Source organism: Priestia sp. JNUCC 25 (assembly GCF_053667915.1).
Map to the genome: position 1 here is coordinate 4,926,307 of NZ_CM132211.1, position 20,255 is coordinate 4,946,561.

Annotated in this window: 24 protein-coding genes; all 24 read right to left on the reverse strand. The window is 39.1% G+C overall.

Features of this window, described 5'->3' with window-relative positions; genetic code table 11:
* Positions 1–9 precede the first annotated feature (9 nt).
* Complete coding sequence (locus JNUCC25_RS25865) at positions 10–555, reverse strand: F0F1 ATP synthase subunit delta (RefSeq protein WP_013059802.1); 546 nt, start codon at positions 553–555, stop codon at positions 10–12.
* Positions 552–1,070: a F0F1 ATP synthase subunit B gene (locus tag JNUCC25_RS25870; RefSeq protein ID WP_013085463.1), complete on the reverse strand. Its 519-nt coding sequence runs from the start codon at positions 1,068–1,070 to the stop codon at positions 552–554. Before JNUCC25_RS25870 ends, JNUCC25_RS25865 begins: the two co-directional genes overlap by 4 nt.
* A gap of 102 nt (positions 1,071–1,172) precedes the next feature.
* On the reverse strand, positions 1,173–1,385 hold the full coding sequence (gene atpE / locus JNUCC25_RS25875; protein ID WP_013059804.1) for a F0F1 ATP synthase subunit C: 213 nt from the start codon (positions 1,383–1,385) through the stop codon (positions 1,173–1,175).
* Between the two features lie 90 nt (positions 1,386–1,475).
* Positions 1,476–2,186 carry a F0F1 ATP synthase subunit A gene (gene atpB, locus JNUCC25_RS25880; RefSeq protein WP_013059805.1) on the reverse strand — a complete coding sequence of 237 codons (711 nt, stop codon included), beginning with the start codon at positions 2,184–2,186 and terminating at the stop codon, positions 1,476–1,478.
* Between the two features lie 18 nt (positions 2,187–2,204).
* Positions 2,205–2,576, reverse strand: a complete 372-nt coding sequence (locus JNUCC25_RS25885; RefSeq protein ID WP_013059806.1) for an ATP synthase subunit I — start codon at positions 2,574–2,576, stop codon at positions 2,205–2,207.
* A gap of 6 nt (positions 2,577–2,582) precedes the next feature.
* Positions 2,583–2,804, reverse strand: a complete 222-nt coding sequence (locus tag JNUCC25_RS25890; RefSeq protein WP_013059807.1) for an AtpZ/AtpI family protein — start codon at positions 2,802–2,804, stop codon at positions 2,583–2,585.
* A 297-nt stretch (positions 2,805–3,101) separates the two neighbouring features.
* Positions 3,102–5,294 (reverse strand): S8 family serine peptidase, encoded by a 2,193-nt coding sequence (locus JNUCC25_RS25895; RefSeq protein WP_064472200.1) that lies wholly within the window; start codon positions 5,292–5,294, stop codon positions 3,102–3,104.
* 68 nt (positions 5,295–5,362) lie between these two features.
* The gene (gene wecB, locus JNUCC25_RS25900; RefSeq protein WP_025601419.1) at positions 5,363–6,514 is read right to left on the reverse strand and encodes a non-hydrolyzing UDP-N-acetylglucosamine 2-epimerase; all 1,152 of its coding nucleotides are present in this window, start codon (positions 6,512–6,514) and stop codon (positions 5,363–5,365) included.
* 22 nt (positions 6,515–6,536) lie between these two features.
* Entirely contained in the window at positions 6,537–7,166 is a 630-nt protein-coding gene (upp, locus tag JNUCC25_RS25905; protein WP_013059810.1) for a uracil phosphoribosyltransferase, read from the reverse strand.
* Between the two features lie 213 nt (positions 7,167–7,379).
* Positions 7,380–8,624 (reverse strand): serine hydroxymethyltransferase, encoded by a 1,245-nt coding sequence (locus tag JNUCC25_RS25910; RefSeq protein ID WP_013059811.1) that lies wholly within the window; start codon positions 8,622–8,624, stop codon positions 7,380–7,382.
* Positions 8,625–8,741: 117 nt separating this feature from the next.
* Positions 8,742–9,293: a TIGR01440 family protein gene (locus tag JNUCC25_RS25915; RefSeq protein WP_029319400.1), complete on the reverse strand. Its 552-nt coding sequence runs from the start codon at positions 9,291–9,293 to the stop codon at positions 8,742–8,744.
* A gap of 35 nt (positions 9,294–9,328) precedes the next feature.
* A complete protein-coding gene (gene rpiB / locus JNUCC25_RS25920) occupies positions 9,329–9,790 on the reverse strand; it encodes a ribose 5-phosphate isomerase B (protein WP_025601414.1) in 462 nt (153 codons plus the stop codon).
* Positions 9,791–9,870: 80 nt separating this feature from the next.
* On the reverse strand, positions 9,871–10,299 hold the full coding sequence (locus tag JNUCC25_RS25925) for a low molecular weight protein arginine phosphatase (protein ID WP_013059814.1): 429 nt from the start codon (positions 10,297–10,299) through the stop codon (positions 9,871–9,873).
* Between the two features lie 50 nt (positions 10,300–10,349).
* On the reverse strand, positions 10,350–10,505 hold the full coding sequence (locus JNUCC25_RS25930; RefSeq protein WP_155660731.1) for a hypothetical protein: 156 nt from the start codon (positions 10,503–10,505) through the stop codon (positions 10,350–10,352).
* 22 nt (positions 10,506–10,527) lie between these two features.
* Positions 10,528–11,088, reverse strand: a complete 561-nt coding sequence (locus tag JNUCC25_RS25935; RefSeq protein ID WP_013059815.1) for a manganese efflux pump MntP — start codon at positions 11,086–11,088, stop codon at positions 10,528–10,530.
* Between the two features lie 67 nt (positions 11,089–11,155).
* Positions 11,156–12,196: an L-threonylcarbamoyladenylate synthase gene (locus tag JNUCC25_RS25940; protein WP_025601926.1), complete on the reverse strand. Its 1,041-nt coding sequence runs from the start codon at positions 12,194–12,196 to the stop codon at positions 11,156–11,158.
* 192 nt (positions 12,197–12,388) lie between these two features.
* Entirely contained in the window at positions 12,389–12,835 is a 447-nt protein-coding gene (locus tag JNUCC25_RS25945; RefSeq protein WP_029319403.1) for a GNAT family N-acetyltransferase, read from the reverse strand.
* 85 nt (positions 12,836–12,920) lie between these two features.
* The gene (spoIIR, locus tag JNUCC25_RS25950; RefSeq protein ID WP_029319405.1) at positions 12,921–13,811 is read right to left on the reverse strand and encodes a stage II sporulation protein R; all 891 of its coding nucleotides are present in this window, start codon (positions 13,809–13,811) and stop codon (positions 12,921–12,923) included.
* Positions 13,812–13,931: 120 nt separating this feature from the next.
* A complete protein-coding gene (prmC, locus tag JNUCC25_RS25955) occupies positions 13,932–14,783 on the reverse strand; it encodes a peptide chain release factor N(5)-glutamine methyltransferase (protein WP_029319407.1) in 852 nt (283 codons plus the stop codon).
* Positions 14,783–15,850, reverse strand: a complete 1,068-nt coding sequence (gene prfA / locus JNUCC25_RS25960; RefSeq protein ID WP_013059820.1) for a peptide chain release factor 1 — start codon at positions 15,848–15,850, stop codon at positions 14,783–14,785. Before prfA ends, prmC begins: the two co-directional genes overlap by 1 nt.
* 138 nt (positions 15,851–15,988) lie before the next feature.
* Positions 15,989–16,603, reverse strand: a complete 615-nt coding sequence (locus JNUCC25_RS25965) for a thymidine kinase (RefSeq protein ID WP_153252841.1) — start codon at positions 16,601–16,603, stop codon at positions 15,989–15,991.
* Between the two features lie 204 nt (positions 16,604–16,807).
* Positions 16,808–17,008, reverse strand: coding sequence for a 50S ribosomal protein L31 (gene rpmE, locus JNUCC25_RS25970; protein ID WP_013059822.1), 201 nt, complete (start codon positions 17,006–17,008; stop codon positions 16,808–16,810).
* Positions 17,009–17,162: 154 nt separating this feature from the next.
* The gene (gene rho, locus JNUCC25_RS25975) at positions 17,163–18,437 is read right to left on the reverse strand and encodes a transcription termination factor Rho (protein ID WP_013059823.1); all 1,275 of its coding nucleotides are present in this window, start codon (positions 18,435–18,437) and stop codon (positions 17,163–17,165) included.
* A 527-nt stretch (positions 18,438–18,964) separates the two neighbouring features.
* Positions 18,965–20,251: a UDP-N-acetylglucosamine 1-carboxyvinyltransferase gene (locus JNUCC25_RS25980; protein WP_013059824.1), complete on the reverse strand. Its 1,287-nt coding sequence runs from the start codon at positions 20,249–20,251 to the stop codon at positions 18,965–18,967.
* Positions 20,252–20,255: the final 4 nt, after the last annotated feature.

The following is a 20,255-nucleotide window of genomic DNA, read 5'->3' on the forward strand; positions in this document are numbered from 1 at the left end:
CACCCCTATCTACGATCTGTGTGCAAGAAGTCCTCGGTGGATCGTTTCTAATTTGCTGCTAATGCTGCCATCATAGATACGATTACCAATGCGAAGCTTCACGCCGCCGATTAGGCTTTTATCTACTATATTTGAAATATTTAACGTATGTTTTCCAACTTTAGAAGCAAATGATTGCGAGATTGCTCTTTTCTCATCTGCACTTAAAGGTTTGACAGAATAAACAGTTGCATCTGCCACGCCACGTACTTCGTTCGCTAGGAAACGATACTCTTTTACCATTTCGCTAACAATTTGAATGCGGTGACGCTCTAATAATAGAAGAACCGTATGTTGAACAGTTGGTGAAAGTTCAGCAAATGCCTCACTTACAAACTGTTTTTTTCGCTCAATTGTAATTTTTGGATGAGTTAATACATCCATTAATTCAGGTGTTTTAGCAAACACCTCTTCAACTATTTGTAGCTGGTCTTGCATTTCATCGATCATCTGTTTTTCTGTTGCTAATTGAAAAAGAGCTAGTGCATAGCGTTTGGCTACAGCTGGTTGACTCATCGTACATCCCCTACTTCTTGGATATATTCATGAATTAACTTCTCTTGATCTTGTTCAGAAAGTTCTTTTTCAATAACTTTCGACGCAATTAAAACAGATAATGAAGCAACTTGCTCACGTAACGCAGCAACTGCTTGATCTTTTTGCTGTTCGATTTCTTGTTTTGCTGCAGCTTTTAGACGCTCAGACTCTTCGCGTGCTGCCGCAATGATTTCTTCTTTTTTATCTTCTGCAGACTTTCTAGCGTTTTCCATCATTACTTGCACTTCTTGACGAGATTGCTTTAAGATTTCACGCTGCTCTTCAACAAGCTTCTTCGCTTCCTCATTTTGCTTTTCTGCTTCATCAATCTCACCGGCAATATGCTCTTCACGTTTTTTCATGATTCCCATTACAGGACCAAACGCGAATTTTTGAAGTAACGCAAGTAGGATAAGGAACATCACTAATTGGAAAAGAATATCTCCACCATTAATGCCTGCTGCTCCTAACACAAACATGTTCGACACGGCCATGTTCACTCCCTTCAGAGACTCCACATATATAATTTACTTATTAAAGACATAAAGTAATGGCGAAGGTTCTTTTGAATGATCTTCGCCACATGTAACACATTATTATTTACCTTGTACCATGAATGCAATAACTACGGCGATAATTGGAAGCGCCTCAACTAAGGCAACCCCAACGAACATCATTGAAGTTAATGTACCACGTGCTTCTGGTTGGCGAGCTGTGCCTTCAATCGTCTTAGAAACGATAAGACCGTTACCAATACCAGCACCTAGTGCCGCTAAACCAATCGCAATTGCAGATGCTATTAAACCCATTTTATAAAGTCCTCCCTTAATATATATGATTTTGTTTAACTAATTTTTGTTTTGTCCAAATTGGGTATTACTTGAACAAAGCTTTATAAATTAATGGTCGCTACTCACTTTGTGAGATAAATAAACCATCGTTAACATTGTGAAAATGAAGGCCTGAATTGCGCCTACAAAAATACTGAATCCTTGCCATAAAAGCATTGGAATAGCAGCTCCAATTGTACCTAAGAAGCCTGTTGTTGCTAAACCAGCTAGCAAGCTTAACAAAATTTCCCCAGCATAAATATTACCGTAAAGACGAAGGCCAAGCGTTAACGTATTGGCAAACTCCTCGATAATCTTAAGCGGGAATAAAAATGCCATTGGCTTGAAGTAATCTTTCGTGTATGCAGAGAAACCTCGCATTTTAATACCATAATAATGTGATAGTACAACTACCATAACGGCTAACGTCAGCGTAATTGCTGGATCAGCGGTTGGCGATTTCCACCATAAGTTATGGTCAATCACGATGGCAAATGGAAGACCCAACATATTTGACACAAAAATGTACATAAGTAAAGTTACACCTAGCGTCAAAAAGCGGCCACCTGTTTTCCAATCCATATTGCTATTAACGAGTCCTTTAACAAAATCTAAGACCCATTCAATAAAGTTTTGTGCACCGCTTGGCTTCATAGCAAGAGTACGAGTACATAAAACTGCAATTAAGAATACAATAACAGAAGCTACGGTAACCATAAGCAAGTTACTTTGACTAAAAGTAAGGCCTAGAAACTCTATAGTTGGTGATTCATGACCCAACTGTGTTCACCTCTCTTTCTATCTTCTACGCATATTTTGAACAACTAAATCTATGATAATGACAACGTAATACGTCATTAATCCCACAACTACACTAATAATATGAAAGGTTTTTGGATAAGAGATGGTAATCACAACTGCGAGAGCAGCTGTTGCAAATCTTACAACAGTCCCAATTGAACGGGGCTTTTTCCCCTCATCCAACGCCTGTCCAAACTGCTCAAACTTTCTTACTAAGTTCCACAAATTATACAAACTCAGGGCGGTTCCTAAAATTAAACCTGCAAAAACAGCCTTATAACTTGTAAATCCCCAGCCGAGAACGTATAATGCTAACAAATACAATATGTATGAACGAAGTCTTGGAAAAACGTGCTGCAAATCCTGCATGAATTATTAATCTCCTGAAAAAAAATGGTGGACTGTCCGCAGCATCATAAAAACACCTGCTGCTAGCCCTAAAAGAAGGCCTAAAATCAAAAATAGTGGTTCGGTGTCAAGCCATTGATCAGCCCATCTTCCAGAGAATAAGCCAATTAAGACTGAACCTGCTAACTGTGATAGAATGATTGACACTAATGCCATCGCTTGCAAAGGATGACGGTTGCGATCTTTCATAAGCTCATACCCCTTTTGCAAAATTTTCTTTTTTCCGAATTCTCTATCGTTTTTATAGCTCAATATATGATAGAAAGGCAAAAAAAATTGCTAAAAAAGGTAAAAACAGCTAATAAAATACGCAGAAATATCAACGGTTTTCACAGGTTGAAAACCTTATCATTTATATTCCCTGTAAGCATACAATAGCGTATATTTAATGTCAATGTGTTTAAGCTAAAAACTTCACAATCTCTTCTTATTGTTCACATTTCTGCCACACATAAAACCTCTTCAAATGAAAACATTTAAAGAGGTTCATTCAATCGTTATTGTACTTTGTACAACCTGCTCTTGTCTATGCTTTTTCACAAATGCAAATATTTGGTACGACCCCGGTACAAGCGATTCATCAATCGTTATTTTTCGTTTTCTCATGCCTCTTTCTACATCAACGTCAACATCTAAATACGATACAAACTGTAAAGACTGCTTATCAAAAAGAGCCACGCCTAACTGATCTGCTCCTTCAGGCAAAAACAGTTCATAGCTATACGTATTTTTCTCTTTTTCCGCTGCTACTTGCAATCCCATGACACGAGGATAATCTGGAATGCTAACCATGTACATATAAGGAAGCGAAAATGTTTCACGTGAATCATTTATTTCCAAATATCCGTCATATATACCTTTATTTTTAAAACGGGGCTGCACCGATAAAGTGACAGCTATTTCTTTTGTCTGATGGGGCTGCACCGTGACGGGTAATGGAACATCCCAGTTCACTCCTTCATCCCTTTTTGGAACGTTTAAGCGATACGTTTTTGCTTTATCAGACTGGTTATCAATTTTAAATGATAAGACTTTCTTTGATGGGCGAGTAAAAATACCGAAAGATAAAGAAGATGGATAAAATAAAGAGTCTGCTGTGACAGCTTTTGCTATTTGAATTCTCCCGGCTCCTTGTTCATATACGCGATACGTTTGGCCATTTAGCTGCTGCATTACTTTACTTGTGTTCATCAATGAAGCTTTGACTTGTTCAGGAGACCAGTTCGGGTGAGCTTGTAAAATAAGAGCGCACGCTCCAGCTACATGGGGCGCAGCCATACTTGTTCCATGCATGCGTTCATATCCCCCAGGAACTGTACTATTAATGAAGTAACCAGGTGCGACGACGTCCGGCTTGATTCCCCAAGTAGTCGTTACAGGTCCTCTTGAACTGAAAGATGTGAGCAAGTCTTGTACCACTTGCTTGCCAGTGCGTAAGTATGGCTGTTGAGACTGAATGTGTTGATTAATGGTATCACCGCTTTTTTTACTTACCCATATCACTGGAATATTTACTGACTCTTGTAGTTTACCGATTATGCTTTTTTCAGTCGGGCTATATAAAAGAACAGCTTTTGCTCCAGCCTGTTCAGCTTGTTTAATCTTTTTTTCAACCGCATTTCCTTCTACTTTTAGCAAAATGACGTTACCCAACGCATGCTTTTGCTCTTTGGAATATTCTTCATTTATTACACGCAGCGTTTGATTAAACGTCCATGGACGAGACCCTTCTACTGGCGCCATCATAATTTTTTCTTTGTTAAATCCAATTGTTAGAAATTGAACTGTTGTCGGGGAAACAGAAGCGCCAACGGAAATAGCTTTTCCCGCTGTACCTGGAGAGCCCACGGTCCATAAACCTGGACCTGAATTGCCGCTAGATGTGACCGTTACAATTCCTTTTTCAACAGCCCGATCTAATGCTAAGCTTGTTGGTAAATCAGGACCATTCACATCATTTCCCAATGATAAATTAATAATATCTACATCATCTTGAATTGCTTTTTCGATAGCTAGAATAACACTTTCAGACGTTCCAGCTCCTCCAGGTCCAAGAGCTCGGTATGCGTAGATCTCTGCTTCAGGTGCTACACCTTTAATATTTCCATTTGCTGCAATAATACCAGCTACATGAGTGCCATGCAGAGTAGGCTCTCCTTGCTCCCGAGTGGTTTCCATCGGCTCATAATCTTTATCTATTACATCATACCCTCCTCTGTAGGTTTGTTTTAAATCGGGATGAGAATAATCAACACCCGTATCGATGACGCCTACTTTGATCCCTTTTCCTGTTAAGCGCTGATTATAAGTATCAAATAAGCCTCTTACCTGTTCTGAGCCAATGAAGGTTACGCTATTTTCTTCTGCAACCTGGTAGTTTTTAATAGAATGTGAACTAATAATAGAAGGATTATGAGATAGGTTTTCCAAATCCGAAATGGAGCCGTTTAACGAAAGTCCTGTAAACACCGTATGAAATTCGCTCTTAATCTTTATATTAGGATAATTTTTTTGTAACTGACTTTTAAATTTGGCGAATTTTTCTTTTTTAATCATGACAATTATTGATTTTTCTTGATGATGCATTTCTTGTTTTATAGAAGGAAATGTGGGATTGAGCGACATTTGCCCTCCCCCGCTTCCCAATATAAAGCTAATCATTAACCATTTAATCCACATAAAAAAAACACCTCTCACACTATCGTGTCTCAAAGAGACACTTTTCATGTGAAAGGTGTTTAGAAATCTTACGAAAGCGGATTAAAAGCTTCCGGTCTGTTTTCACGACGGTTGAAATAGTAGCTAATAGCATCACAAATGCGTTTAGAAGCTAAGCCGTCTCCGTAAGGATTCGATGCTTGTGACATTTGCTTATATACGTCTTCATCTATTAACAGCTCTTTTGCTAGCGCATAAATCGTTTCTTCTTCCGTTCCTGCTAGTTTGAGCGTTCCTGCTTCAATTCCTTCCGGTCGCTCTGTTGTATCACGAAGTACCAATACAGGTACGCCTAATGAAGGAGCTTCTTCTTGAACACCGCCCGAATCTGTCAAAATAATATGAGCGCGCTCAGCGAAGTTATGGAAGTCAATTACATCTAACGGTTCAATTAAGTGAATGCGTGGGTCATTTCCTAAGATATCGTTTGCTGTTTCTCTAACTACCGGATTCAAATGAACAGGATACACAACTTGCACATCTTCATGTTCATCCACAATACGTTTAACAGCACGGAACATGTTTTTCATTGGTTCGCCTAAATTTTCGCGGCGATGAGCCGTTAATAAAATAAGACGATCATCTCCCAATTTCGTTAACACTTCATGCTCATATGTCTCTTTTACTGTCGTTTTTAACGCATCGATAGCTGTGTTTCCAGTCACAAAGATTCGCTCTTCTTTTTTATTCTCTGCTTGCAAATTAGCTGCAGACTTATCTGTCGGAGCAAAGTGCAAATCAGCGAGAACGCCTGTAAGCTGACGGTTCATTTCTTCCGGATATGGAGAATATTTATTCCATGTGCGCAAACCTGCTTCAACATGTCCCACCTGAATTTGATTATAAAAAGCTGCTAGTCCGGCAATAAACGTCGTAGTTGTATCGCCGTGTACAAGTACGATGTCCGGCTTTACTTTTTTCATTACGTCGTCCAAACCTTCTAATCCTCTGGTCGTTACGTCCATAAGAGTTTGGCGATCTTTCATAATGTTAAGGTCATAGTCAGGCTGAATGTCAAAAATGCTCAATACTTGGTCTAACATTTCACGGTGCTGAGCCGTTACTGTAACAATCGCTTCGAACTCCTCCGGCCGCTTTTTAAGCTCTAGCACTAGAGGGGCCATTTTAATTGCTTCTGGTCTTGTCCCGAATATCGTCATTACTTTAATTGGCTGCTTCATGTTCATCACCCGAATCTACAAATTATTTTGTACCGAATAAACGATCCCCTGCATCACCTAAACCTGGAACAATATATCCATGGTCATTTAACTTTTCATCTAATGCTGCAATGTAAATATCTACGTCAGGGTGTGCTTCTTTTACGATTTCCACGCCTTCAGGAGCAGCAATTAAACACATAAATTTAATGTTTTTGGCGCCTCTTTTTTTAAGAGAGTTGATTGCTTCTACAGCTGACCCTCCTGTTGCAAGCATAGGATCTACTACAATAAAGTCACGCTCTTCTACATCATTAGGCAGCTTTACATAATATTCAACAGGCTGTAATGTTTCTGGATCACGATATAAGCCAACGTGTCCAACTTTAGCAGCTGGCATTAGTTTTAAAAATCCATCTACCATGCCGATACCAGCACGAAGAATTGGAACGATACCAAGCTTTTTCCCTGCAATAACTTTTGACTTTGTTTTGCAAACCGGTGTTTCAATTTCAACGTCTTCTAGCGGTAAATCACGTGTCGCTTCAAAAGCCATTAAGCTTGCCACTTCATCAACTAATTCACGAAACTCTTTCGTTCCCGTTTTTACATCGCGTATGTAAGTTAATTTGTGTTGAATAAGCGGGTGATCAAATACGTATACTTTGCCCATTGATATCTCTCCTTATATATAAAGATGTACACATTAAAATACCATTCAACGAATTGAATGGTACGTACTAGTAAAAACATATCTCTTGCTAATTAAATTTATACATTGCATTCATTTTACAGAAAAAAGTTTTTGAGTTCAAGCATTATTCAAAAAATGATTGAATTGCTACCACTTTCTCCATAAAAAAACAGGCACAAAGGCCTGTCTCTCTTAAAGTGATTTATACATTTCAAACTTGCTTGTTAAAGCTTCAACGCGTGTTTTAGCTTCAGCTAGCTTTTCTTCATCTTCAATATTTTTAAGCGTTAATCCGATGATAGAAGCAATTTCATCCATCTCTTCTAAGCCAAATCCGCGAGTTGTAACCGCAGCTGTACCAATACGGATACCGCTTGTTACAAATGGGCTTTGCTCATCGTAAGGAATTGTATTTTTGTTTGTTGTAATACCTACATCATCAAGTGCTTTTTCAGCTACTTTACCTGTCAAATTCATTGAACTTACGTCGATTAACACAAGGTGATTGTCTGTTCCTTCAGATACAAGAGCAAATCCTTCTTTCTTTAATCCTTCTGCTAAACGATTAGCATTGTCGATGATATTTTGAGCATAGTGCTTAAATTCATCTTGTAATGCTTCACCAAATGCTACTGCTTTTGCAGCGATAACGTGCATCAATGGACCACCTTGAATACCAGGGAAGATTGACTTATCAATCTTTTTCGCAAATTCTTCTTTACATAAAATCATACCGCCGCGTGGTCCGCGTAGTGTTTTATGTGTTGTAGTTGTAACGAAATGAGCATGTGGCACAGGATTTTGATGAAGTCCTGCAGCTACTAGACCAGCAATATGAGCCATGTCTACCATTAAATAAGCGCCTACTTCATCAGCGATTTCACGGAAACGCTTGAAGTCGATTGCGCGTGGATATGCGCTTGCACCAGCCACAATTAATTTTGGCTTATGTGTACGAGCTTTTTCTAATACATCATCGTAGTTAATACGATGTGTTTCACGATCTACGCCATATTCGATGAAATTGTACTGAACACCACTAAAGTTAACAGGACTTCCGTGCGTTAAGTGACCGCCGTGCGATAAATTCATACCAAGTACTGTGTCTCCAGCCTCTAAAACAGTGAAGTATACAGCCATGTTTGCTTGTGCACCTGAGTGAGGTTGAACATTCACGTGCTCTGCTCCGAAAATTTCTTTTGCACGATCACGAGCTAAGTCTTCTACCACGTCTACGTGTTCACAACCGCCGTAGTAACGTTTAGCTGGATAGCCTTCAGCATATTTATTTGTTAAAACTGAACCTTGTGCTTCCATTACCGCTGTTGTTACAAAGTTTTCTGAAGCAATTAGCTCAATCTTAGTACGTTGTCTTTGTAATTCATCCTTGATCGCATTATAAACTGCTGGATCTTGTTGCATTAGTTGTTTCTCCATCAAAATCCTCTCCTCATTTCGTATTCGCAATGTTCGTTATTTGTTGATTCAACTACATTGTAACATGATTTATTTAGAATAAAAAAGAAAAAATGTGTATTATTTTAATATATTTAATTACGAAAGTTCGTAAAACGCTCTCATTCCACCAATTAGTTTTGGACGCGTCTTTGCTACAGTAACATGAGCGTGTCCAACTGCGTTTAACGTACAACGAACGGGTACTGCGACATGCTTTAAATGCATACCAATGAATGTATCTCCAATATCAATACCGGCATCAGCTTTAATAAACTCTACCAAAACAGGATCTTTAAGCTGGCCATAGGCCTGTGTAGCCATCGCTCCGCCTGCTTTATGGATAGGAACAACACTAACGATTTCTAAACGCTCTTTGCGAGCTAATTCTCTTTCTACTACCAGTGCTCGATTGAGATGTTCACAGCATTGAAATGCTAAGTGGACACCCGTTTTTTTTCGAAAATCTGCTAGTGTATCAAAAATCATTTCTGCGACTTCCATGGCGCCTGCGGTTCCTATTTTTTCACCAATTACCTCGCTTGTACTGCATCCGATGACAAGTGTATGTTCTGAAGACAACTGCACTTGTGCTAAAAAATCAGATAAAACTGTTTCCAACTGCTCTTTCCATTTCGTAAGTTCAGACACGTTTTTCTTCCTTTCTTTCATTGAATACGTTCACATTATACAGTTACTGTTGCATCGCTTTGCTGCTCATACTGTTTAATTTTATTCACGCGATTTTCATGTCGGCCGCCTTCAAATTCTGTCATTAACCAAATTTTCGCAATTTCACGTGCAAGTCCCGGCCCAATGACACGTTCACCCATTGCCAAAATATTGCTGTCATTATGTTCTCTTGTTGCTTTTGCACTGAACGTATCATGCACTAGAGCGCAGCGAATTCCTTTTACTTTATTAGCTGCTATACTCATACCGATGCCTGTTCCACAAATAAGAATGCCTCGACTTACTTCTTGGCTCGCCACTTTTTGAGCAACGGGAAGTGCATAATCCGGATAGTCGACAGACGCTGTGCATTCACACCCTAAATCCACATATTCAATATTTAATTCTTCCATTAAAGAGATAATTTCCTGTCGCAAATTTATACCTCCGTGGTCAGATGCAATAGCTACTTTCATCTTTGTTTCCTCCTCATACATACCTTCGTCTTATATTAAATTTCTGTTCATTTTAAGTCAGCAAAAATTTATGGAACCTTTTATAATTTGTCGACTATTTTGTTAATCATACGCTCTAACTCTTCTAAAGTCTGTTCGTACGTCTGCAATGATCCGCCAAACGGATCAGATACTTCACCTTGCTCGTCGGCAAATTCTTTTAGCGTAAATAATTTATCACTTACGTATGGAGCTTGGTTCAAAATCAGCATTTTATGCTGATCCGTCATCGTAAAAATATAAGTAGCCCACATCAATTGTTCTTCCGTTAATGCTGCCGAAGCATGAGAACAAGCTATGCCTTTCTGGTGAAGGGCAACTTGTGCATGAACAGAAGCTTCACTTCCATTTGAAGCGAATACACCTGCAGACTTCACGTTTATTCCATCTATCTCTTTAGCTTTGAGCAACGCTTCTGCCATAGGGCTGCGGCACGTGTTTCCTGTACATACAAATAAGATGTTTTTCAAGATACATCCTCCCTTGCTTTCACTATGTTCGACTATGTTGATATTCCACCCTATTGTATCTCTATTGCTTGCATAAATCCAGTTAGCTTTTCCGGGTATTTTTTATCCATTACCGCTTCATCCATCTCGAAAAAACGACTTCGCTTTCCTTCTTTTATCGCTGCAATCCAAAAGAAGCAAAAAAAGACCATAACCTGAATGGTCATGACCCTTTACCTATTTATATAGTTAAAAAGGTAGTAACAATTTGATTCCAAAAGCTAATAAAATGCTTCCGCCCAGTGCCTCACTATATGAACCAAGCCAGCCTTGCACTCTTCTGCCTAACAGCAGTCCTAACCAAGTTAATAGCATACTCACTACGCCAAAAACAATAATGGTCAAAAACGTTCTTGCTCCAAAAATACCTAAGCTAAGTCCAACAGAAAAACTATCTAGACTCACGCTGAGCGCAAAAAATAACAGTCCAAAGCCAACTGGTTTGATAAACGGCGTATCGTCATGCTTAAAGGAGGAATAAATCATCTGCGCCCCAAGAATCAGCAATAAAATTCCACCGCCATAGGTAGCAAACATTCCAAGTTTATCAGACAAAAGTCGTCCAATAAACATGCCTAACAGCGGCATCCAAATATGAAATACACCGATAACAACACCAATGTAGAAAATTTGGCGAAAGCGTAAACGAATTAATCCCATTCCCAAACCAACTGAGAAAGCATCCATTCCTAAGGCAAACGCCATAATGACTAACGTGATCATTTCACTAATTAACTGAGATACATTCATCTTTACCCTCCTCGGACGTGCTCCTATTTCAAAATATGCACATTCGAAAAGGTTTAGAAGATGAATTTTATTGCTTAATCACGTGATGTCCTGCAGCTTTCATTAATCGGTTCATAACGGCATGACCGACTCCTTCTTCAGAAAAACTTTCACTAACGATAATATCTACGTCACACTCATTAAATGAACGAAGCGACTCGTATAAATGGCTAGCAACCGTCTCTAAATTTGAACGAGATCCACATGTGATAACCGCATCCGCTTTATACGCATCTTCATGTTCAGATGTCGTTAATACCCCCACTCGCTTACCCTGATCTTTATAGCCATCAATAATAGACTGGAAAAAATCTGAACTGCCGTCAACGATGACAAGCGGTGAATCAGGTGCGTAATGCGTGTATTTCATACCTGGAGATTTTGGCGCTTCTTTATCACTTAGTAACGCTCGATCTACTTTTACGGGACCAATGACATTTTCCAACTCTTTCTGAGTAATGCCGCCCGGCCGTAAAATGATAGGAATCTCTTCTGTACAATCAAGGACAGTTGACTCTACTCCTACCCCTGTTGCTCCTCCATCTACAACTCCGCTAATACGCCCTTCTAAATCATTCATCACATGATGAGCTAGAGTGGGACTTGGCTTGCCGGAAAGGTTTGCACTAGGAGCTGCGATAGGCAAAGCCACTTTTTTTAATAATGCGAGGGCTACTGGATGTGAGGGCATTCTCACTGCGATGCTGTTTAAACCAGCCGTAACCTTATCTGAAACTCGATCTTTTTTGGGTAAGATTACTGTAAGAGGACCCGGCCAAAAAGCATCGATCACTTTCTCTGCTTTTGAAGGAATCGACTCTACAAATGTATGAAGCTGCTCTTTATCTCCAATATGAACAATAAGAGGGTTATCACTAGGACGTCCTTTCGCTGCAAAAATTTTATCCACAGCTTTATCCGATGTTGCGTCTCCTCCTAATCCATACACCGTCTCTGTAGGAAAAGCAACCACTTCGTGATTGCGCAGCAAATCTGCTGCTTCTTCTATCTGTGGATAAATATCTTTTTCGTTCGTAAAATTATCCACAACCCATAACTTAGTTTCCATCTTCTTCAACTCCTTTTTCTTTCTATATCTAGGTTTTTTTTACTTTAAAAGTACAATATGTATCAAAGATAGTAAAATACATGCATTCATTATATCAACAAACAAGCTTTATCCACAAAATGTGGATAAAGCTTATGTTTTTGTGAATAACATTGTGGATACCCCATTAAAATGATTTATCCACATTTTCTTTTAACTAGCTGCATAAAACATCACATAGACATCCTGAGGGTTTGGTAACTTTTTTAAATAAGAATGTTCTTTTAACAACTCAGGCAGTGCACTGTAAGATGTTTGCTGAAAATTCATCATTTGAAAAAAATGTAGAGAAGATGCCTTATTTGTTAGTAAATATAGTTGCTTCACGCCATGCTTTTGAGCCAGCTGGACGATGCTTTTAAATAGCAGCAGAATATCAGATTGAATTAAAGAAGGAGACACGACAAGGGAGCGGAGAATTCCATCCACACCTTCTTTTTCAAACCCAACTGTTGCTAGCAGCTCGCCTTCTTCATTTTCCATTATGACAAATTGATGAATATGCTCTTCCACACCTGCTGTGCTGATGCCCGCTTTTTGTAAAAACTGCTGAATTCGAATATAATCATTTTCACTGGCAATTTTTAATTGTTCTCTCATTTTAATCACCTCAACTTGTTTTCTAGTAACAAATCTATGAGATAATTAAAAAAAGTAGAACTGAATTTTATTTTTAATGATTCTATTAATTAAATACTGACGATACCCATTCTACTACAAAAAACTTAACTTCTACAGAATCTTCTTTTGATTTAGAATCAGCTTTTTTCTTAGATGAAACAGACTTTTCAGCTTCTTTACTTTCCTTTTTTTCAGCCTTAGCACTTGTGTCTTCCTTTACTGTACTTGTATCTTTTGCAATCGCTTCTTTAGAAGATACTGTTGGTTGAGAAGATTCCTCAGCTTTCTGCTCAATAGAATCCGATGTAATAGTTGCAGATTGAATTTCTGTTTTCACTGCAGGCTCTTTACTTTCAGCCGATTTGTCATCTGTTTTGTCTGCAGATTTTGATTCAGAAGCTGCTGGTTTCTCTTTTTCTTCCTTTGGCTCTTCTTCAGATGGCTCCGGCGCTTTTACCGCTTCACCGTTTGAGAAATCTAAGAAGCATAAAGGAGGAAATAGTACACACCACCAGTTTGCTCCCTCTCCTTTGCCAAGAGTAATAAGCACGGCTTCATACTCACCTGCTGGATATAAAAACTGACCGTACAACTTAGTAGGAAACTCTACTTTTCCGAATTTAACATGAACAGATTCATTTACGCCTTCTTCTTTTAGCACTTCTTTCGCAATTGTTTCAAGCGCCGGCAAATTTTCTTTAATTGTTTTTCGAGCTACACTTACAGATGTTAAATCTTTTACCCATTCTGTGATTTGTTCGTTCACGCGGTCACGAATCAGACGTTTTACGTACTGGTCTTTTTCACCGTCGCTGTTTGCTAAAATACGCAGTCGAATTGCCTCGTCTGGAATGACTGCAGGCTGATCTGCCTGCACTTGGTTATGTGTATATATAAGTTGAGCATTTGCTCCAATAATTAATAAAATAAAATAAATGATAGCATATTTCTTCATTTCGGCCACCGCCCTTTCATAGGAACAGTATGGCCGAAAGCAAGATATCTTAAACTAGTAATTTAGTAAAAAAATGCATGATTTTCAAAAATCAAAGGGAAAATTATTCCCTCTGATTTTTTAGTTCTCGCGAAGTTGTGCAAAAACCATTCGATCTTTTCCATTAATATCATATACACATTCTACAAAAGCTGTCGGAAACGTTTTTTGCAGCATCTCAGCTACATCTTTTGTCTGTCCGGCCCCAACTTCAAATCCAATAATACTATTTGACTTCGTCACATATGGCAACTCTTCCATGAAACGTCGATAAAAATCCAGGCCATCTTTTCCACCAAAAAGAGCTCGGTTTGGCTCATGATCTTTTACCACTGTGGACAACTCATCATCTGCTGGAATATAAGGCGGATTAGACACAATTACATCAAATTTCTGATTCGATAATAGAAATGGTTGTAATAGATCTCCCTGTATAAACGTGACAGCAGCGTCCAAGTTTTGAGCATTTTCTTTGGCTACGCTTAAAGATTCTATAGCTATATCTGTTGCTGTAACTTCCACTCTGTCAAGCTCTAAAGCTAAAGTGATAGCAATTGCCCCACTTCCCGTTCCAATATCTACAAGCTCAATAGGCTGGTGTTGAAATTCTTTTTTTATTCGAGAAATCATTCCGTATACCAGCTCTTCCGTTTCGGGTCTTGGAATTAATACATGTTCGTTTACAATAAATGAACGCCCGTAAAATTCTTCTGTCCCAATTAGATATTGTACAGGCATACCTGTTTTATGAGCATGAACATCTTGTTCAAATCTTTTTAGGATTTCTTCTTCTAGTTCTTCCTGCAGAGAACCTAGCAAATGAGTTCTCGTCATCTGCAAGTGATGGCGAAGCAAGAGTTCTCCCGCGTTTTCATCTCGCTTTGCCTCTTTCAAAAAAGAAGAAGCCCACTTAAGGGCTTCAAATACTTTCATTAGTTCGAATCTTCCATTCGGCGCGCTTGGTCTTCCATGACTAATGCATCGATAATTTCATCAAGCTTGCCTTCTAAGATTTGATCTAGCTTTTGAATCGTCAGACCAATACGGTGGTCCGTTACGCGATTTTGCGGGAAGTTATACGTACGGATACGCTCGGAGCGATCTCCTGATCCAACTGCTTGTTTGCGCGTTGCATCGTACTCTGCTTGTGCTTCTCGCTGGAACTTATCGTACACGCGAGCACGCAATACTTTCATTGCTTTTTCTTTATTTTTAATCTGAGACTTTTCATCTTGACATGATACCACTGTATTTGTTGGTAAATGCGTTAAACGAACGGCTGACATCGTCGTATTAACACTTTGGCCACCTGGTCCACTTGAAGCAAATGTATCTACACGGATGTCTTTTTCATGAATGTCCACTTCGACTTCTTCCGCTTCAGGAAGACATGCTACCGTTGCTGTAGATGTATGAATACGACCGCCTGATTCTGTTTCAGGAACTCGTTGAACACGGTGTGCACCGTTTTCAAATTTCATCTTTGAGTACGCACCTTTACCGTTAATCATAAAGATAATTTCTTTATAACCGCCTACTCCAGTAGTCGTTGCTTCCATTACTTCTGTTTTCCAGCCTTGTGATTCAGCAAAGCGCGAATACATGCGGTACAAATTAGCTGCGAATAATGCTGCTTCATCTCCACCAGCCGCTCCACGAACCTCCATGATTACGTTTTTATCATCGTTTGGATCTTTTGGAATTAATAAAATACGTAGCTTTTCAACTAGCTCTTCTTGCTGCGTTTCTAACTCGGCAATTTCTTCTTTTACCATGTCACGCATATCTGCATCAAGCTTATCTTCAAGCATCGTTTTCGCTTCTGATAGCTGCTCTTTTACATCTTTGTATTCCTGATAAGCGGCTACCGTTTGTTGTATATCTGATTGTTCCTTCGAATATTCTCTCAACTTAGAGGGGTTGTTTACGATCTCAGGGTCACTCAGAAGTTCGTTTAACTTCTCATAGCGCGCCTCTACCGCTTCTAAACGATCAAACACGTCATTCACCTCATTCTTTATCCATAACATTGTAATTATAGTATAGCTTTAAAATAGAGTCAAAACCTTGTTAATACACGTATATGAACAAAAAAACAGAACTGCGCGTTCTGTTTTTATCATCATAAAATTCTTGCTTTATTTTTCGACCATTTCGCTTGAGTCCACAGACACAGCTTGTCCTTTAGACTTTTGCACAACGTGGCAATGACGACATCTTGGTTCGTACGATTCCGACGCACCGACTAAAATAATAGGGTCGTCATAAGAAGCAGGCTCACCGTTAATCAAACGCTGCGTACGGCTCGCAGGAGAGCCACATGAAGCGCACACGGCCTGTAGCTTTGTTACCGACTCTGCAATAGCCATTAACTGCGGCATTTGTCCAAAAGGTTCACCTTTGAAGTCTTGATCTAACCCCGCTACAATCACACGAAAGCCTTGATCTGCTAAAGATTGAACAATTTCTAAAATATCTGTGTCAAAAAACTGTACTTCGTCTATCGCTACTACGTCTGTCTCTTCATTTACTCGCTTTAAAATATCGCGCGATGCCGAGATTGAATAAGCCATAACAGATGTACCATTATGTGAAACGACAGCTTCTTCGCTATATCGATTATCAATTGCAGGCTTGAATACTTGTGCTTTTTGTTTAGCAAACTGCGTACGGCGCACACGTCGAATCAACTCTTCTGATTTCCCTGAAAACATACTGCCACAAATTACTTCTATCCAACCGCTTTGTTTCATTACGTACACCACTGCGGGACTCTCCCTTCTTCTCGTTCCGTTTCTGAGCGAACCGCTACTAACTTAATCTACGTCTTCTATGTAGATCTTATTCTTATGATAAAGTACCCACTTTTTTATCAAGCAGACACTGTTTTTCTACTTTTATAAGCAAAAAAACAGGCAAGAAGTTAAGCTACTTGCCTGTTTGTTTCGACAATGTGATTATTTAATACCGTATTTTTTGTTGAAGCGATCAACACGGCCACCAGCTTCAGCGAATTTTTGACGACCAGTGTAGAATGGGTGACATTCAGAACAAGTCTCAACGCGGATCTCTTCTTTTACAGAACCACTTTCAAATTCGTTTCCGCAAGTACATTTAACCATAACTGTTTTATAGTTTGGATGAATTCCTGTTTTCATTCGTTTCATCTCCTTCCGCCCTGAATCATTCTGAAACAGAGTTTATTGATAAAGATAGTGATGAAATAATAACTATTTCACTGTGTACTTTATCAACACACATGATGAAATTATAACAAGGGTTGTATGCTTTTGCAACCACATGTTTTATAACTTATCGTTTATTTGCTAGAAGCGTTTTTTTCTCTTCCGTTAACATCGAGAAGAACTCTTCATTTGTCTTTGTTTGACGTAAACGTTTTAAGAATTTTTCTGCAAAATCAGGAGCATCTGCCATTGATTTACGAATTGCCCATAAGTGGTCTAAATGCTCTTTTGGAATTAACAGCTCTTCTTTACGTGTGCCTGAGCGACGAATATCAATCGCAGGGAAGATACGTTTTTCAGCTAGTGAACGATCTAGATGCAGTTCCATGTTACCTGTACCTTTAAATTCTTCATAAATAACATCATCCATACGAGAGCCTGTATCAATTAAGGCTGTTGCTAGAATGGTTAAGCTGCCTCCATCTTCAATGTTACGAGCAGCTCCAAAGAATCGTTTTGGACGGTGAAAAGCAGCTGGGTCAATACCCCCTGATAGTGTACGACCGCTCGGTGGAATAACTAAGTTATATGCACGAGCAAGTCTTGTGATGCTATCCATCAAAATGACAACATCTTTTTTGTGTTCGACTAATCTCATCGCACGTTCAAGGACAAGTTCCGCTACTTTAATGTGGTTTTCTGGCACTTCGTCAAATGTAGAACTGACAACATCACCGTCAACCGAACGCTCAATGTCCGTCACTTCCTCAGGACGCTCATCGATAAGAAGGACAATCAATTCTGCATCAGGATGATTTGTTGTAATGCTATTAGCAATTTCTTTTAACAGCATCGTTTTACCTGCTTTTGGCGGCGCGACAATTAGTCCCCTTTGCCCAAATCCAATTGGTGAAATCAAGTCAATAATACGCGTAGAGAAACTTCTTGGCTGAGTTTCTAGCAGCATTTGCTCATTTGGATAAATTGGCGTTAGCGCTGGAAAATGCACGCGATCTTTTGACGTTTCCGGATCTTCTCCGTTTACTGCTTCTACATGTAATAATCCGTAGTAGCGCTCATTTTCTTTTGGAGGACGAACTTTCCCCGATACCTTGTCTCCATTACGCAGATCGAAGCGACGAATTTGTGAAGCTGAGATATAAATATCTTCTGAACTCGGTGAATAGTTAATTGGTCGTAAGAAACCGAATCCTTCTGACTGAATAATTTCAAGAACGCCTTCCATAAATAAAAGCCCATCTTGTTCAGCTTGAGCCTTTAAAATAGCAAAGACAAGTTCTTTTTTCGTTAATTTACTATAGTACGAAACTTTATACTCACGAGCATGTTCATATAGCTCTTTTAATTTCATATTTTCTAAACTGGATAATGTTAAGTTCATTAGGACACCACGCTTTATAATGAATAATTTTTAACCGTTCCTCCCATATTAAATTCAAATATAAAATTGAGAGATGATATGGATGGAATAAATCTGTGAAAATGGAGAATATAACCTTTGAAGTATAATAAGTAGAATCAATTGATTAACTATACACTTTTAGAAGAATAATTCCGACATAAAACCATTTATATTATCTTGATAAATTTAACGTAGCAATTTATATTCTAACCTTTTTCTATCTTTTTAATCAATCTTTTTTTTACTTTAGAAGATGAATAAAAAAAAGGAAATTTAATAGCTTACGAGAAGCGAGGAAAACCTTTTCATAATTTCACATTAAAGGAAATAAACTGGACGTTAAAATTAAGAAGTGAAATTTATCTTTTGGCTTCCCTTTTTATCTATTTCCCCTATTCATAAATATATAAGCTACACAGACATAGAAGAACGCTCCTACGCCTGTGTAGCTTATTAAAAAGCTCATTTCTAAACTTTGCTTTCATGACTGTGGCACCGATTTGCCTCTATGAATTTTGAAATTGCTCAATTTCCTCTTGAGTCATCTCTTCACGCCAAATCATTGCCCCTAAATCCGATAGCTTGTCTACTAAATGACTGTAACCTCGGTCAATGTGCTCTAAACCCGTTACCTCTGTAATCCCTTTGGCCATTAAGCCAGCGGTTACGAGAGCTGCTCCTGCTCGTAAGTCCGACGCTTTCACACGTGCACCTTGTAAGTGAATGGGGCCATTAATAATAGCAGAACGTCCTTCTACCTTAACAGATGCATTCATTCGTCTCAGTTCATCAATATGCTTAAACCTTGCACCGTAAATTGTATCCGTCACAACGCTTGTACCAGACGCTCTTGTTAGAAGCGTCGTAAATGGCTGCTGTAAATCAGTTGGAAAACCTGGATATACTAGCGTCTTAATATCTACGGGCTTCAATAGCTGACGAGTCGCTACAAGAATCTGATCTGAGCTTGTTTCGATATGAATACCCATCTCACGCATTTTAGCCGTTAATGACTCCAAATGCTGAGGGATAACGTTGTCAACAACAACTTCTTTTCCCATACTCGCTCCCATGATCATATATGTGCCTGCTTCAATTCGGTCTGGAATGATGGAATGACGGCATCCTTTTAATTGATCTACTCCATCAATTCGAATAACATCTGTACCTGCACCTTTAATACGGGCACCCATACTTGTCAGTAACGTAGCTACATCAATAATTTCAGGCTCTTTGGCAGCATTCTCAATAACGGTACGCCCTTTTGCTCTTACAGCAGCGAGCATAATATTGATTGTTGCTCCCACGCTAACAACGTCTAAATAAATTCGAGCACCAATCAGTTCCTCAGCTCGAATGTAAATAGCTCCTTGTTCATTTGTTACTTTAGCGCCAAGAGCTTCAAAGCCTTTAATGTGCTGATCGATTGGTCTAGGACCAAGGTAACAGCCTCCTGGAAGCCCAACTACCGCTTTTTTAAAGCGTCCCAACATCGCCCCCATTAAATAATAAGAAGCGCGTAATTTTTTTACTTTCCCGTTCGGTAAAGGCATTGCAACCATTCCGGATGGATCTACTGTTAATTCGTCGTTATCAATGGTTACTTTCCCACCAATTTCTTCAACTAAATCCCCTAATAACTGCACGTCTGAAATATCGGGCAGACCTTCAATTGTAACAGGTGACTCGGCTAAAATTGTTGCTGGAATAAGCGCAACGGCACTATTTTTAGCACCACTGACGCGGACGGATCCACTTAAGGTAAAGCCACCTTGTATTTTTAACTTTTCCATTTAT